The 13,934-nt window shown below is 65.1% G+C and carries 15 protein-coding genes; 11 read left to right on the plus strand and 4 right to left on the minus strand.

Annotated elements, in window-relative coordinates:
• Together VN004_RS17945 and alr are read left to right on the plus strand one after the other, a co-directional pair.
• The coding region (locus tag VN004_RS17945) for a DnaB-like helicase C-terminal domain-containing protein (protein ID WP_325612938.1) at window positions 1–679 on the plus strand (679 nt) is incomplete at its 5' end.
• A 121-nt stretch (window positions 680–800) separates the two neighbouring features.
• Complete coding sequence (gene alr / locus VN004_RS17950) at window positions 801–1,922, plus strand: alanine racemase (protein WP_325612940.1); 1,122 nt, start codon at window positions 801–803, stop codon at window positions 1,920–1,922.
• A 44-nt stretch (window positions 1,923–1,966) separates the two neighbouring features.
• On the opposite strand, the gene VN004_RS17955 is transcribed toward alr, so the two are convergent.
• Window positions 1,967–3,178, minus strand: coding sequence for a multidrug effflux MFS transporter (locus VN004_RS17955; RefSeq protein WP_325612941.1), 1,212 nt, complete (start codon window positions 3,176–3,178; stop codon window positions 1,967–1,969).
• Between the two features lie 149 nt (window positions 3,179–3,327).
• Here VN004_RS17955 and VN004_RS17960 point away from each other — a divergent pair, with 149 nt between their 5' ends.
• Window positions 3,328–3,867 (plus strand): TetR/AcrR family transcriptional regulator, encoded by a 540-nt coding sequence (locus tag VN004_RS17960; RefSeq protein WP_325612942.1) that lies wholly within the window; start codon window positions 3,328–3,330, stop codon window positions 3,865–3,867.
• 78 nt (window positions 3,868–3,945) lie between these two features.
• Window positions 3,946–5,352, plus strand: a complete 1,407-nt coding sequence (gene radA, locus VN004_RS17965; RefSeq protein WP_325612944.1) for a DNA repair protein RadA — start codon at window positions 3,946–3,948, stop codon at window positions 5,350–5,352.
• Between the two features lie 17 nt (window positions 5,353–5,369).
• Here radA and VN004_RS17970 read toward each other — a convergent pair whose 3' ends face one another.
• Together VN004_RS17970 and VN004_RS17975 are read right to left on the minus strand one after the other, a co-directional pair.
• Complete coding sequence (locus VN004_RS17970) at window positions 5,370–5,567, minus strand: hypothetical protein (RefSeq protein WP_325612946.1); 198 nt, start codon at window positions 5,565–5,567, stop codon at window positions 5,370–5,372.
• 83 nt (window positions 5,568–5,650) lie between these two features.
• Window positions 5,651–6,985 (minus strand): serpin family protein, encoded by a 1,335-nt coding sequence (locus VN004_RS17975; protein WP_325612948.1) that lies wholly within the window; start codon window positions 6,983–6,985, stop codon window positions 5,651–5,653.
• 231 nt (window positions 6,986–7,216) lie between these two features.
• Between VN004_RS17975 and VN004_RS17980 the strand changes: the two genes are divergently transcribed.
• The 7 genes from VN004_RS17980 (at window position 7,217) to VN004_RS18010 (ending at window position 12,485) form a co-directional block, all read left to right on the plus strand.
• Window positions 7,217–7,876: a CvpA family protein gene (locus VN004_RS17980; protein ID WP_325612949.1), complete on the plus strand. Its 660-nt coding sequence runs from the start codon at window positions 7,217–7,219 to the stop codon at window positions 7,874–7,876.
• Window positions 7,877–7,910: 34 nt separating this feature from the next.
• Window positions 7,911–9,404: an amidophosphoribosyltransferase gene (gene purF / locus VN004_RS17985; RefSeq protein ID WP_325612951.1), complete on the plus strand. Its 1,494-nt coding sequence runs from the start codon at window positions 7,911–7,913 to the stop codon at window positions 9,402–9,404.
• 181 nt (window positions 9,405–9,585) lie between these two features.
• Entirely contained in the window at window positions 9,586–9,969 is a 384-nt protein-coding gene (locus tag VN004_RS17990; protein WP_325612953.1) for a response regulator, read from the plus strand.
• Window positions 9,970–9,980: 11 nt separating this feature from the next.
• Complete coding sequence (locus VN004_RS17995; protein WP_325612955.1) at window positions 9,981–10,622, plus strand: FMN-binding negative transcriptional regulator; 642 nt, start codon at window positions 9,981–9,983, stop codon at window positions 10,620–10,622.
• A 52-nt stretch (window positions 10,623–10,674) separates the two neighbouring features.
• Complete coding sequence (locus VN004_RS18000) at window positions 10,675–11,415, plus strand: SDR family NAD(P)-dependent oxidoreductase (RefSeq protein WP_325612956.1); 741 nt, start codon at window positions 10,675–10,677, stop codon at window positions 11,413–11,415.
• An 18-nt stretch (window positions 11,416–11,433) separates the two neighbouring features.
• The gene (locus VN004_RS18005; RefSeq protein ID WP_325612958.1) at window positions 11,434–12,141 is read left to right on the plus strand and encodes an ABC transporter substrate-binding protein; all 708 of its coding nucleotides are present in this window, start codon (window positions 11,434–11,436) and stop codon (window positions 12,139–12,141) included.
• On the plus strand, window positions 12,138–12,485 hold the full coding sequence (locus VN004_RS18010) for a cupin domain-containing protein (RefSeq protein ID WP_325612960.1): 348 nt from the start codon (window positions 12,138–12,140) through the stop codon (window positions 12,483–12,485). Before VN004_RS18005 ends, VN004_RS18010 begins: the two co-directional genes overlap by 4 nt.
• On the opposite strand, the gene VN004_RS18015 is transcribed toward VN004_RS18010, so the two are convergent.
• The coding region (locus tag VN004_RS18015; RefSeq protein ID WP_325612963.1) for a D-aminoacylase at window positions 12,482–13,934 on the minus strand (1,453 nt) is incomplete at its 5' end. The two genes, VN004_RS18010 and VN004_RS18015, sit on opposite strands and share 4 nt — an antisense overlap.

The following is a 13,934-nucleotide window of genomic DNA, read 5'->3' on the forward strand; positions in this document are numbered from 1 at the left end:
GCTCGCCACCCGTATCATCGCCGAGCGCACCGGCATTCCGTCGAGCACGATCCGTCGCGGCGGCATCAGCGAGCAGGATTTCGAAGTCATCCGCGATGTCTCGCTCGAATTGCTGAACATGAAGTTCTTCGTCGACGAGACCGGCGGCCTGTCGATCGCGCAGCTCGCCGCGCGCGCGCGGCGGCTCAAGCGCCAGCGCGGTCTCGACCTGCTCGTCATCGACTATATTCAGCTCCTGCAGGGCTCCAGCCGCCGCGGTCAGGAGAACCGGGTGCAGGAAATCACCGAGATCACCACCAATCTCAAGGCCCTCGCCAAGGAATTGCAGGTCCCGGTCATCGCCCTCTCGCAGCTGTCGCGCCAGGTCGAAAGCCGCGACGACAAGCGCCCGCAATTGTCCGACCTGCGTGAATCCGGCTCGATCGAGCAGGACGCCGACGTCGTCTTGTTCGTCTATCGCGAGGAATATTACCTGCAGAACAAGGAACCGAGACCGGGGACCGAAGAGCACCTCAAGTGGCAGATCGAAATGGCCAATGTGCACGGCAAGGCCGAGGTGATCATCGCCAAGCAGCGCCATGGTCCGACCGGGACCGTGCAATTGCAGTTCGACGGCAGCGTCACCCGCTTCAGCGATCTCGCGCCTCAAGACCATTTGCCTGAGCGCATCGGGGATTGACCGCCTTAGTTTTGCTTTCGAGCGCGTGCTCGCTTATTGGACCTCAAGCTGATGCCGCATCGTGCGGCCGAGTGCCATCATGCTGTCACCTGTGCCTGCATCCGCCACATCCGACCCCGTCTTGTCCAAGGGACCGCCCGCCGAGGAGGCCTGCGGCATCCTGACCATCGACCTCGCGGCGATCGAAGCCAATTACCGGATGCTGAGCAAGACCGCGGTGCCCGCCGAATGCGCCGCGGTGGTCAAGGCCGACGGCTACGGGCTTGGTCTCGAACCGGTCGCCGCGCGGCTGCGCGACGCCGGCTGCACCACCTTCTTCGTTGCCGATCTGTCCGAGGGCAAGCGCCTGCGCGAAGCGGTGACGGACGCAACGATCTATGTCCTCAACGGATTGCCGCCGGGCACCGGACAGGCCTTCCTCAAACATAATCTGCGGCCGGTCATCGGCTCATCGGGCGAACTCGCCGAATGGGACGCCGTCGCCGGCATCAACAATTGGGATGGCGGCTTTGCCCTGCATGTCGATACCGGCATGAACCGGCTGGGCCTCTCGATCGAGGAGGCTGCGGCGATCGCGCCGCGCGTCAATCTCGCGAACAACGGCATCAAGCTGGTGATGAGCCATTTCGTGGCGTCCCAGGTCGCCGAGAGCCAGCGCAATCAGGAACAGATGCAGGCCTTCCGCGATGTCCGCGCGCTGTTTCAGGGCGTGCCGGCATCGATCGCCAATTCGTCCGGCATTTTTCTCGGAGGCGCGGCACATCTCGACCTCGTGCGGCCCGGCGCCGCGCTCTATGGCGTCAATCCCACCCCGAACAAGCCGAACCCGATGCGGCCGGTGATCGACCTGAAAGTCCGGATCGCCCAGGTGCGCGACATCGCATTCGGCGAGACCGTCGGTTACGACGCGACATGGACCACGCGGCGGCCGTCCCGGATCGCCGTCGCAACGATGGGCTATGCCGACGGCTTTCCGCGCGCGCAAAGCGGCAGCGACCAGAAGGCCGGCGGCACGCTGATCGTGAACGGCAAGGCCTGCCCGATCGTCGGGCGGATATCGATGGATCTGACCGCGATTGACGTCACCGATCTTCCGGTCGGGAGCGTGAAGCGCGGCGATCTCGTCACGGTGATCGGAGACGGCCGCGATGTCGATGCGACCGCCGAGATGCTGGAAACGATCGGTTACGAGGTCCTGACCAGCCTCGGCCGGCGCTATACGCGGCTCTACAAGGGCGACTGATCGGCCCTCCACGCGTTTGATGCCGTGGCGCTTCGTTCGATCCGCTACGGCGCGGCTTTGTCGCTTGCGCGCTTCGGGAAGGCGACCATCGAGAGCATGGTCGCGACCAGCGCGCAGGCCATGATGCAGGCCGCCATCGGCAAGGCGGACCCGTCCGAGAACGCGCCCATCGCCGCGCTCGACAGCGCGCCGGTCCCGAATTGGAAGGCGCCCATGAGAGCCGCCGCGGTTCCGGCGATCTCGCCTACGGATTCCATCGCGAGCAGCGTGCTGAGCGGCATGATGAAACCGAGCGTCGCGATGATGACGAACAAGGTCGCCGCGAACGGTATGAGCGACGCCGCCCCGGTCACCGTCATCGTGATGAGAGCCAGCGCCGCCAGTAAATAGACCACGAGCGCACCCCGCACGATATGGTCGGCGCGGACCCTTCGATGCACGAATGCGCTCATCCGGGCGGATGCCATCATCCCGAGCGCGTTCAGTGCGAAGGCGACGCTGAAGGCGAACGGCGACAGCCCGAATGTCGCGATGAAGACCGGAGCGGACGCCGACAGATAGGCGAAGAAACCGGCCTGCGCGATGCTGACGACGAGAACGAAAGGCATGAAGCGCGTGTTCACCAGGAGCCGCGCATAATTGCGAAGCGTCTGAGCCGGACTCGTTGCCTTGCGCAGTTCGACGGGCCGGGTTTCGGGAAGCTTGCGCCAAACGCCAAGCATCAGGATCACACCCAGAAGCGTTTGCACGACAAAGACGATGCGCCAGGAGCCGGCGGCAATGATGGTACTGCCGAGCAGCGGCGCGATGATCGGGGTGACGCCGAGCACCATGACCACGAGCGACAACAGGCGGCTCGCTTTCAATCCGGTATAAAGATCGCGGACGATGGCGACCGCCATGACCATGCCGACCGATCCGCCAAGTCCCTGGACAAAACGCAGGATGTTGAGATCGCGCACATTGCCGACCAAGACCGCGCCGAGCGACGACAGAACGAAGATCGTGAGCCCCACGAATAACAGCGGCTTGCGGCCATACCGGTCGGCGAACGGTCCGTAGAAAAGCTGGCCGAGCATCAGGCCGGCAAAGAACGCCATCAGGCTGAACTGGATGCTGCCTTCGTCGGACCCAAGATCCGCGGCGATCACCGGCAAGGCCGGCAGATACATATCGGTGGCAAGCGGCGGAATGGCGCTCAGGCCCCCGAGAACAAGAACAAGGCTGGCGGGGATCCGGTCGGTGGACGCTGTCATGGAGGGCGATTTTCAGTCCGATTTACAAAACTGCTCGGTTTCCTATATACGGGTAGTCACACGGATTTCAAATGCCGCACACGAGTCCTCCCCCAACCCGGCCGGGCCGCCCGGTCGTCATGCCGCCCGGCGAACGGCGGCGGCGCATTATGCAGGCCGCGGAAGACCTGTTCGGGGCCAGGGGATATGCAGCCGTCAGCATGGACGACATCGCCCAGCGCTGCGAAATGTCGAAAAAGACCCTCTACGAGGTCTTTGCCAGCAAGGAGGACTTGCTCAAGGCATTGATCGCCGATGTGGAAGCCTATCCGCTGTCGGAAAGCCCGGACGACGCCTCCGATCCCGCGGAAGCATTGCGCTCGACGCTCCGGATGCTCGCGCGCTTTGTCCTGTCATCGCGGCATATCAATGTCAGCCGGCTGGTCATTTCCGAATCCGCCAACGCTCCCGAAGTGGCGCGGCATTATTACGAACAGGGCATGATGCGCGGAAAAGGACTGCTCACGGCGCGCCTCGCAGCACTCAAGCGGCGCGGACTGATCGCGGTCGATGACGTGGAGGCGGCAGCGGACATGCTGTTCGGCGCGTCGATCGGCTTTTTTCTCCTGACCTCGCTCGCAAGACGCACGAGACCGAACATGAAGCTGGTCGAAGCGCGGATTGCGCTGGCGGTTGACCGATTTGTGTGAGCGCAGGCGCCGGCGGTGCCGGTATGCCATTCGCTTCCGTCATTGACATGCACGCGACTTTCAGCCCCCGATAGCGGCATGAGTCGCAAAACCCTCGCCTTCGTCTGCCAGAATTGCGGCGCGGCCTATTCGCGCTGGCAGGGCAAATGCGAATCCTGCGGCGAATGGAACACGCTGGCGGAAGAAGCGGCCGATGCGCCGGTCGGCAAGGGCGGCGGCGGTCGCATGCCAGGCCGCGGACGCGCCTTCACGCTGCAGCCATTGTCCGGCGGCGATGAGGACGCGCCGCGCCTCGCGACCGGTCTGACCGAATTCGATCGCGTCACCGGCGGCGGTCTTGTCCGCGGCTCCGTCATTCTGGTCGGCGGCGATCCCGGCATCGGCAAGTCGACCTTGCTGGTGCAGGTCGCGGCGGCGCTGGCGCGAGCAAAGCAACGCGCGGTCTATATCTCCGGCGAGGAAGCGGTGGCGCAGGTGCGCCTTCGCGCCGAGCGGCTCGCGCTTGCCGACGCCCCGGTCGAACTCGCCTCCGAAACCTCGGTCGAGGACATCATCGCGACCCTGTCGCAGGGCGCGACGCCGCGCCTTCTCGTCATCGACTCGATCCAGACGATGTGGACCAGCAGCGTCGAGTCCGCGCCCGGCACCGTCACCCAGGTGCGGGCCTCGGCGCAATTGCTGATCCGCTTCGCCAAACGCACCGGGACCTGCGTGATCCTCGTCGGTCACGTCACGAAGGATGGCCAGATCGCCGGCCCGCGCGTCGTCGAGCACATGGTCGATGCGGTGATGTCGTTCGAGGGCGAAGGCTCGCACCAGTTCAGGATCCTGCGCGCGGTGAAGAACCGCTTCGGGCCGACCGACGAGATCGGCGTGTTCGAGATGACGGGCCTCGGCCTTCGCGAAGTGCAAAATCCGTCCGAATTGTTTCTCTCCGAGCGCGATCTCGGCTCACCCGGCACCGCGGTCTTTGCCGGCATCGAGGGCACCCGTCCGGTGCTGGTCGAGATCCAGGCGCTGGTCGCGCCGACGTCGCTCGGCACGCCGCGCCGCGCGGTGGTCGGCTGGGACCCGAGCCGTCTCTCCATGGTGATCGCGGTGCTGGAAGCGCATTGCGGCGTGCGGCTTGGCACGCATGACGTCTACCTCAACGTGGCGGGCGGGCTTCGCATCAACGAACCCGCCGCCGATCTGGCCGCGGCGGCCGCGCTCGTATCCTCGCTCGCCGGCGCGCCGCTTCCTGCGGACGCGGTCTATTTCGGCGAAGTCTCGCTGTCGGGCGCGCTGCGGCCGGTGGCGCAATCTCCCGCCCGGCTCAAGGAAGCGGCGAAACTTGGCTTCACCCGTGCGTTCCTGCCCGATTTCGGACGCGCCGACGCGCCGGCCGATGCCGGGCTGACCCTGGCCGCGCACGGCAATCTGGCCTCGCTGGTCGCCGATATCGCGGCACGCGGCAATCGCAACCGCATGCGCCGCGAGGCGTGAAAGTCCTCTCGCAGGTTCTACCGCACGTCAGCGAAAGATGCTTGCGCGAGCGCGGTAGACGTCGCCCGGTCGCTCGGTCGCAAATCGGGCTGGAAGAGCCGGCTCTCGAGCATCGACCCGCGCGCCACAGCTTCGAGCGCGAAATGCACGGCGAGTTGCGAGCCGCCGACCAGCGACACGGCAATCGCAGCCGCGCAAATCGTCCGATGCGTCATCAACCCGGTCCTTAAGACTTATTTAACTATAAGCCTCAGGACCGGCCTTTGCCAAATACCCCCGTTCTACCCTGCCCTCGGGCTCATGATCGCGGATCGGCGACCCGGCCGATGAAGAGAATGGCGCCCGTCCTGTCGTCGGCGATCACGAACAGGAACGGCCGGTCGACGACGAAGCGCTCGATCGGCTGACTTGGCGCCAGGGTCCGCGTCGTGACGATGACGGCCGTCGCCGCTGCGGCCTCGGTGCCCTCCTCGCCGACATCGATCACCGCGCGATGCACGATCTGGTCGATGGTCGATTGCGCCTGGTCGCGCGGCAATCCGGTCAGGCCCGAGAGGTCCGACTGCGCGGGATCGAACACCTTGGTCATGCCGAGCGCCTTGAAGGACGGGATCAACTCGGCGGCGCTCTCAAACTTGAATTTCGGCATCGACAACGCAACCGTGCGCGTCGGCGCAGTTCCGAGCGCCGAAAGCAGCCCCGCAAGGCCGCTTCCCTCGAGTCCCGCCGTTACCTTGCCGAGCCCGTCGATCTCGTCCGGCAGCACGAGGACCATCGACAATCCGTCCCGCGCATAGGGCAGCCGGATCGCCTGATACCCTTCTGCCTTGTGCGTCGCGAAGGGCGCGGTCTGGGACATCGTCGGCACCTCAACCATCTCGCCATTCGAAAGATGAAACGCGTGGTCGCGGGTCGCGCTCGCCGCAAAAGCGTGCGCCCAGGGCGCGTTGAAATAGATCGCGTTAAGGAGAACGTGCGAGTCCTGCGGATTGAGCCGCTCGATGATGACCGGGATCTTGCCTTCGGTCTTGTCCTTCACCCAGCCATTGACGGTGGCGAGATCGGCGCCGGTGAATATCTCGGCGCGATAATGCTTGCGGATCGTGTCGCGATAGCTGTCCGCCACAATGGCCGAGGGGTTGACCAGCATCAGCGCGTTGGCAATCCGCAACGTGCCCTTGCCACTCCTTGCATCCAGCACGCAGCGCACGCCGTCGCGCCTGGCACCTCCCGGACACACTTCATCGGCCTTGCCCGGCGCCGGGGCCGCACATTGCCGATCCTCGAGCCTGAAGCCATCGGGACAGGACGGCGCCGCGTCGAGCAGCGCGGCCAGCAATTGCGCATTCGCCTCACCGACCGCATTGGCGGGAAGCGTGTGCCGCAGCGCCTGCCGCATGTCCTCCTGCGTCTCGCCGCGCGCGCCGGCAAGGGCCATGGCCATCGCCGTTCCGATCGACAACGGCGACAGCACCACATTCCCCGGTGCCGCGCCGAGGCTCCGGAACAGCTCCTGTCCCGACCGGTTGTAGGCCGTCGTGAGCGCGCCGATATCCGCATGCGCTACGCCCGCTTGCAGGGCCGATGCGAGCGCAAGAGCCGTGATCCATTGCCTGGAACGTCTGCCGAGCATCGCTCGCCTCCTCCCTGCGGGTCCCTTGATTGTGGTCCAGCGCATCGGGCTGCGAAACCCCGGTGTGGGGCCGCTTTTCTCCTTCACGCGCCGTTCCCTACGCGCTGAGCCTCAAATCGTGTTGCAACGCTGTGGTTGACCCCGAAACCGGGCAGAAAGACGGGTGACGCGGCTCGGACGGGGGGCTATACAGGCGCGCCCTTCCCGGCCCTGACCCGAATCCCGCGCCCCATGCCGATCACGCTCCTCGACATCATCCTTCTGTCCGTGATGCTGATTTCCGGCCTGCTGGCGATGATCCGCGGGTTCATGCGCGAAATCCTGTCGATCGCCGCCTGGATCGCGGCCGCCGTGGCGACGCTGTATTTCTACAAGCGGCTGATGCCGTTCGCCGAAAGCTACTTCAACAACCAGTATGTGGCGGCCGGGGCCGTGATCGGCGGCTTGTTCCTGGGCACCCTGCTGATTGTGTCGATCATCACGGTGCGGATCTCCGATATGATCCTCGATAGCCGAATCGGCGCGCTGGACCGGACCCTGGGTTTCCTGTTCGGGCTCGGCCGCGGGCTGATCATCGTCGTGGTCGCCTATCTGTTTTTTGACTGGCTGGTGCCGCAAAAGTCGCAACCCGCCTGGGTCACCGGCGCAAAATCACGGGTCGTGCTCGCCGGTACGGGAGATTGGCTTAAGTCGATGTTGCCGGATGACCCCGAAAGCACCATCTTGAAGCGGCTGAAGCGTCCGAAGGACGGCGAGGCCGAGGAGCCGGCCGGTCAGCGGTCCGACTCGACGATTCCGGGCTCCGGTCGGAACACTGGCGAAGGCTATGACCGGGCCGATCGGTCGGGCATGCATCAGTTGATCGAAACGAGGGCTACGCCCGCGCGATAGCGGGCCACTGGCAACCAAAGGGCCTGGATCGCGAATGACCATATCTCCCAACGCCAGCCCCTCACCCGAAACGGGCCTCGATCTTGACCTGAACGCCGACCGTCTCCGTGAGGAATGCGGGGTATTCGGCATCTTCGGTCATCCCGATGCGGCCGCGATCACCGCCCTTGGGCTGCACGCGCTCCAGCATCGCGGCCAGGAGGCCGCGGGCATCGTGTCCTTCGATGGCCGCAGGTTCCATTCCGAACGCCGCCTCGGGCTCGTCGGCGACCATTTCTCCGAGCGCAAGGTCATCGACCGGCTGCCCGGCATGTCGGCGGTCGGACATGTCCGCTATTCCACGACCGGCGAAACGCTGCTGCGCAACGTGCAGCCGCTGTTCGCGGAGCTCGATCCGTTCGGTCTTGCGATCGGGCATAACGGCAACCTCACCAACGGGCTGACGCTGCGCCGCGAACTGGTTCGCGAAGGCGCGATCATGCAGTCGACCACCGATACCGAGGTGATCCTTCATCTGGTCGCCCGCTCGCGGAAGGCGCGGTTCGTCGACCGCTTCATTGATGGCCTGCGCGCGCTGGAGGGCGCCTATTCGTTCGTCGGCCTCACCAACAAGAAGCTCGTGGGCGCGCGCGATCCGCTCGGCATCCGTCCGCTGGTGCTCGGCACGCTCGATGGCTGTCCGATCCTCGCCTCGGAGACCTGCGCGCTCGACATCATCGGCGCAAAATATGTGCGTGATATCGAGAATGGCGAGGTCATCGTCTTCGACGACAAGGGCGCGCATTCGCATAAGCCATTCCCGCCGGTCGCGCCGCGTCCGTGCATCTTCGAATATATCTACTTCTCCCGTCCGGATTCGATCGTCGGCGGCCGCCCGGTCTATCAGGTGCGCAAGACCATGGGCGCGGAGCTTGCACGCGAAGCCCCGGCATCAGCCGATGTGATCGTTCCGGTGCCCGATTCCGGTGTACCGGCGGCGCTCGGTTATGCGCAGGAATCCGGCATTCCCTTCGATCTCGGCATCATCCGCAATCATTATGTCGGCCGCACATTCATCGAGCCGACCCAGCAGATTCGTCAGCTCGGCGTTCGCCTGAAGCACAACGCCAATCGCGCGGTGGTCTCGGGCAAGCGCATCGTGCTGGTCGACGATTCCATCGTGCGCGGCACGACATCGACCAAGATCGTGCAGATGATGCGCGATGCCGGCGCGACGGAAGTCCATTTCCGCATCGCCTCGCCGCCGATCACGCATCCGGATTATTACGGCATCGATACGCCCGATCGCGACAAGCTGCTCGCGGCCACTCATTCGCTTGAGGAGATGCGCAAGTTCATCGGCGCGGACTCACTCGCCTTCCTCTCGGTCGACGGGATCTATCGCTCGATGGGTTACGAGCAGCGCGATCCGCAGCGGCCGCAATTCACCGACCATTGCTTCACCGGCGAATATCCGACGCCGCTCACGGATTTGAGCGCGGAGGCGCATAGTCCGCGGCAATTGTCATTGCTCGCCGAAGCCAGCTGATGTCACTTGATCGTGAGTGAGCGGCGCCTGACGCCGCGCGGTCGCGATCTGACGCGGGCGCAAGAATTCGTGAAGCCCCCGCGCCGTTTCCTTTCAAGCCTCCGTGCTATGGTCCCCGGCCTTCGGGGGGAACCCACCGCCCATCCGCGTATCGCCACGCCGTCATGAGCCGGATCAAGCCATGAGTCAGGATCGTCGTCCCGTCGTGCTGGTCGTCGAAGATGAGCCGTTGTTGCGGGAGATGGTGGCATACGAATTCGAGCTGTCGGGCTTCGAGGTGATCGATGCCGGCAGCGCCGAGGAGGCACTGCAAAGGCTGTCGACCTTGCGGGTTCTCGATCTGCTGTTCACCGACATTCGCCTGCCCGGCATGGACGGATGGTCGCTCGCGCATGAAGTGCGCGCGGTCCACGCCGATGCCCCGGTGATTTATGCAAGCGGCAACACCGAGCGGCAGACGCTCCTGCCCCGCAGCGAATTCATTCAGAAGCCATATCGTCCGGAGCAGATTTTCCGGGTCGCGGCCGATCTCGGCGTCGACCTGCCCGCAGCACCGATCGACTAACGGCGGTCCCGATGCTCTACATCCCGCCCGCCTTTCGCGAGACCGATGCTGCCGTGCTGCAGGCCGAAATCCGCAGGATCGGTTTCGCAAGCCTCACCACAACCGGCCCGGAAGGTCCGCTGGTCAGTCACCTGCCGGTGTTCCTCGACACCGGCATCGGGCCGCTCGGGCAATTGCGCTGCCATGTCGCGCGCGCCAATCCGCAATGGCGCGACAGCGATCTGACGAAGCCCGCGCTTGCCGTGTTCATGGGGCCGGACGCCTATGTGTCGCCATCCTGGTATCCCTCGAAATCGGAGCACGGCAAGGCGGTGCCGACCTGGAATTACGTCGCGATCTGCGCGCGCGGCCGGCTTGAGATCATCGCCGACCGCGACGCGCTGCTGGCGCATGTCGCCGAATTGTCGAACCGTCACGAGGCGGCTTTTCCCGAGCCCTGGCGCGTTGACGACGCGCCGGCCGATTACATCGAGAAGCAGCTGCGCGCCATTGTCGGGTTCCGCTTCACCATCGAGGCGCTTGAAGGCAAGCTGAAACTCAGCCAGAACCGGGCGGAGGCCGACCGCGCATCCGTCGCTGCGGCCTTGTCCGCTTCGGCCGATCAGAGCGCGCGCGATGTCGGCGCGATGATGGCTGCGCATCACAGCCGGTGACGCGCCTTCCGGCGCGCCGCTCATCCCTGTCTCAAGCCTGGTTCTGCATGCGATGACCTCTTCCCTCACCGGCCGCCTCGCATTGGTCACCGGAGCCTCGCGCGGCATCGGCCGCGCGGTGGCGCTCGCCCTCGCGAAGCAGGGCGCGCATGTGATCGCGGTGGCGCGAACCGTCGGCGGGCTCGAGGAACTCGACGACGAGATCGGACAGGCCGGCGGCTCGGCGACGCTCGTGCCGCTCGACCTGAAGGACTACGACGGCATCGCCCGGCTCGGCGGCGCATTATTCGACCGCTACAAGAAGCTCGACATTCTGGTCGGCAATGCCGGCATCCTCGGGCCGCTGTCGCCGCTGTCGCATGTCGAGCCGAAGGCGTGGGACGACGTGATGGCGGTCAATGTCACCGCGAACTGGCATCTGATCCGCTGCATGGAGCCGCTGCTGCATCAGAGCGATGCCGGGCGCGCGGTGTTCCTGTCGTCGGGCCTGTCCTGGCTGGCGCGGGCCTATTGGGGACCCTATGCCGTGTCGAAGGCGGCGCTGAACACCATGGTGCAGACCTGGGCCGCCGAGAACGTCAAGACGCGGCTGCGCGTGAACCTGTTCACGCCCGGCCCGATCCGCACCCGCATGCGGGCGCAGGCGATGCCGGGCGAAGATCCGACGACGCTGGAGACGCCCGAACAGGTCGCCGGCAACATCGTGGACATGTGCCGGCCCTCCTTCACCGAGAGCGGCAAGGTTTATTCCTATCCGATGAAGCGGCTGCTCACCTTCCGCATGCCGGAATAACAGCCTTCGGGAATGAGCATGGCGGCGACAATCACACCCGGCATTCTCCGGGTCGGCTCCGCGGTGCCGGACCCGCCATTCGAATTCATCAGCGACGGCAAGGATTGCGGCTTCGATATCGCGCTGATGCAGGCGATCGCCGCCGAGCTCGGCCTGCAATGGCGGCTTGTGACCTACACGGGCGCCGACTTCAACGATATCTTCGACGGCCTTGCCAATGGCACCATGGACTGCATCGCGTCGGGCACCACCGTCACGCCCGGCCGCGAACGCAAGGCGCTGTTCTGCGCGCCCTATATCCATTCCGGCCAGAGCCTCGTCTGCAATATCGAGAAGACGCCGAACCTGCGCTCGATCGACGACCTGCGCGGCCTCGTGCTGGCGGTGCAGGAAGGCAATACGTCGCAGCCGATGGCGCAGCGGCTGAAGGCGGAAGGCCGCGTCGGCGAGGTGCGCGTCTATGCCTATCATGACATCGGCAAGATGCTCGACGACCTCGATGCCGGGCAGATCGGAGCGATCATGAAGCTCGCGCCGGTGATGCATTGGTTCACCAAAGATCGCCCGCATCTGCGCGTGGTGCAGGAAGGCATCACGCAGGAAGATCTCGCGATTGCGGTCGGCCTCTCCAACGAGCCGCTCCGCCGCGCGATCGACGATGCGCAGGCGCGCCTGCAGGCCAATGGCACCCTCCCCCGTCTCATCGCGAAATGGATTGGCGCATGATCCGCTGCATTCACCTGTTCACCGGATCGGACGGTCGTTCGCATGTCGAGCAGATCGACTTGCCGCCGGGACATCTCCAGGCGGCAAGGGCCGTGCATGTCGAGGAAACAGCGGCCGGTTCGGCGCTCGACTGGCATGTCGCGCCGTGCCGGCAATATGTGATCACGCTGTCCGGCACGCTGGAATTCACCACGCGCGACGGCGAGACCTTCATCCTCAAGCCGGGCGACGTGCTCCTGGCCGCCGACACCACCGGCAGCGGCCATCGGTGGCGGCTGATCGACGATCAGCCGTGGCGGCGCATGTATGTGGAGCTTGCGGACGAGGCGCCGGCCAGGCGCTAGGCCACCGCCCCGCTTGCATCGCGCCTCAGCACCTTGCCCGGCAGGGCGCCGGTATGCTTCGTGTTGTCGATCACGACGACACCATTCACCAGCACGCTGGTCCGCGTCCCGGTCGGATAGCGATGCGGATCGGCATAGGTCGCCTGATCCTTGAAGTCGGCCGGATCGAACATCACGATGTCGGCGCGGTAGCCTTCCTTCAGCAGGCCGCGATCCTTCAGCCGTAGCGCCTTCGCGGTGAGCCCCGTCATCTTGTGGATCGCACGTTCGATCGGAATGATGCCGAGCTCATGGACATAATGGCCGAGGATGCGCGGGAACGTGCCGTAGAAGCGCGGATGCGGCATGCCCTGGCTGGTGATGCCGTAATCGGCGACGCAATTGCCGTCCGATCCGACCAGCGCCTGCGGCGAGCGCACGATGTCGCGGATGTCGTCCTCCGAAATCGAGATCACCAGCACGCGCGTCGCGCCCTTGTCCTCGATCAGGTAATCGCAGATCACATCAATCGGGTCCTGCCCGCGCTCCTTCGCGAGATCGGCGATGGTGCGACCGGCATATTGCGGCAGGTTCGGGGTGATCGAAATCTGCACGCAGTCCCAGTTCGGAATGCGCCCCCAGTTATTGAGCCCGTCGCGCTCGATGTCGGCGCGGATGCGCTCGCGCGTCTCCCTGAGCTTGAGCCGCTCCAGCATCGGCCCGACCCCGCCGCCCTGCACCCATTGCGGCATCAGGTTCTTCAGCGGGTTCGATCCGGCGGTATAGGGATGCGAGTCGCAATCGATATCGACGCCGCGCGCCTTGGCGTCCGCGATCATCTGCAGGCAGCGTGACGCCTTGCCCCAATTGTCCATGCCCGAGCATTTGAAATGCACGATCTCGACATGGATGCCGCAGGTCTCGGCGACATGGATCGCCTCCTCGACCGCCTCGATGACCTTGTTGGACTCGTCGCGGATATGCGTGAAATATCCGCCATTGTAGCGTTTCACCACATTGCACAGCGCCACCATCTCGTCCGGCGCGGCATAGGAGCCGGGCGATGTGAACAGACCGGACGACAGTCCGAGCGCACCCGCCTTCAAGCCGTCCTCGAGGAGCGCGATCATCCGGTCGAGCTCGTCCCTGGTCGGCGCGCGCTGGTCCATGCCCATCACCATCAGGCGCAGCGTGTTGTGCCCGACCAGCATGCCGGGATTGAGTGCCGTCGCGGGGAACGTGTCGAGATAGTCGGGAAAGCTCAGCTCGCGGAACGGCAGCCATGGCGCCGAGGGGCTGAGATAATCGCGCAGCAATTCCACCTTGCCGGGCAAGCAGGGCGCAACCGAGAAGCCGCAATGCCCGATGATCTCGGTGGTGACGCCCTGCCGCAGCTTGCTTTCGGCCTTCGGGTTGATCGGCAGCGTGAAATCCGAATGCGTCTTGATGTCGATGAAGCCGGGCGCAACG

Source organism: Pseudorhodoplanes sp., from assembly GCF_035565855.1.
Lineage (GTDB): Bacteria > Pseudomonadota > Alphaproteobacteria > Rhizobiales > Xanthobacteraceae > Pseudorhodoplanes.

Excerpts from the sequence above, each read along its gene's own strand:
- VN004_RS17955 (WP_325612941.1), bottom strand. The coding sequence starts at position 3,178 with ATGACAGCGTCCACCGACCGGATCCCCGCCAGCCTTGTTCTTGTTCTC.
- VN004_RS17960 (WP_325612942.1), top strand. The coding sequence starts at position 3,328 with ATGCAGGCCGCGGAAGACCTGTTCGGGGCCAGGGGATATGCAGCCGTC.
- radA (WP_325612944.1), top strand. The coding sequence starts at position 3,946 with ATGAGTCGCAAAACCCTCGCCTTCGTCTGCCAGAATTGCGGCGCGGCC.
- VN004_RS17970 (WP_325612946.1), bottom strand. The coding sequence starts at position 5,567 with ATGACGCATCGGACGATTTGCGCGGCTGCGATTGCCGTGTCGCTGGTC.
- VN004_RS17975 (WP_325612948.1), bottom strand. The coding sequence starts at position 6,985 with ATGCTCGGCAGACGTTCCAGGCAATGGATCACGGCTCTTGCGCTCGCA.
- VN004_RS17980 (WP_325612949.1), top strand. The coding sequence starts at position 7,217 with ATGCCGATCACGCTCCTCGACATCATCCTTCTGTCCGTGATGCTGATT.
- purF (WP_325612951.1), top strand. The coding sequence starts at position 7,911 with ATGACCATATCTCCCAACGCCAGCCCCTCACCCGAAACGGGCCTCGAT.
- VN004_RS17990 (WP_325612953.1), top strand. The coding sequence starts at position 9,586 with ATGAGTCAGGATCGTCGTCCCGTCGTGCTGGTCGTCGAAGATGAGCCG.
- VN004_RS17995 (WP_325612955.1), top strand. The coding sequence starts at position 9,981 with ATGCTCTACATCCCGCCCGCCTTTCGCGAGACCGATGCTGCCGTGCTG.
- VN004_RS18000 (WP_325612956.1), top strand. The coding sequence starts at position 10,675 with ATGACCTCTTCCCTCACCGGCCGCCTCGCATTGGTCACCGGAGCCTCG.
- VN004_RS18005 (WP_325612958.1), top strand. The coding sequence starts at position 11,434 with ATGGCGGCGACAATCACACCCGGCATTCTCCGGGTCGGCTCCGCGGTG.
- VN004_RS18010 (WP_325612960.1), top strand. The coding sequence starts at position 12,138 with ATGATCCGCTGCATTCACCTGTTCACCGGATCGGACGGTCGTTCGCAT.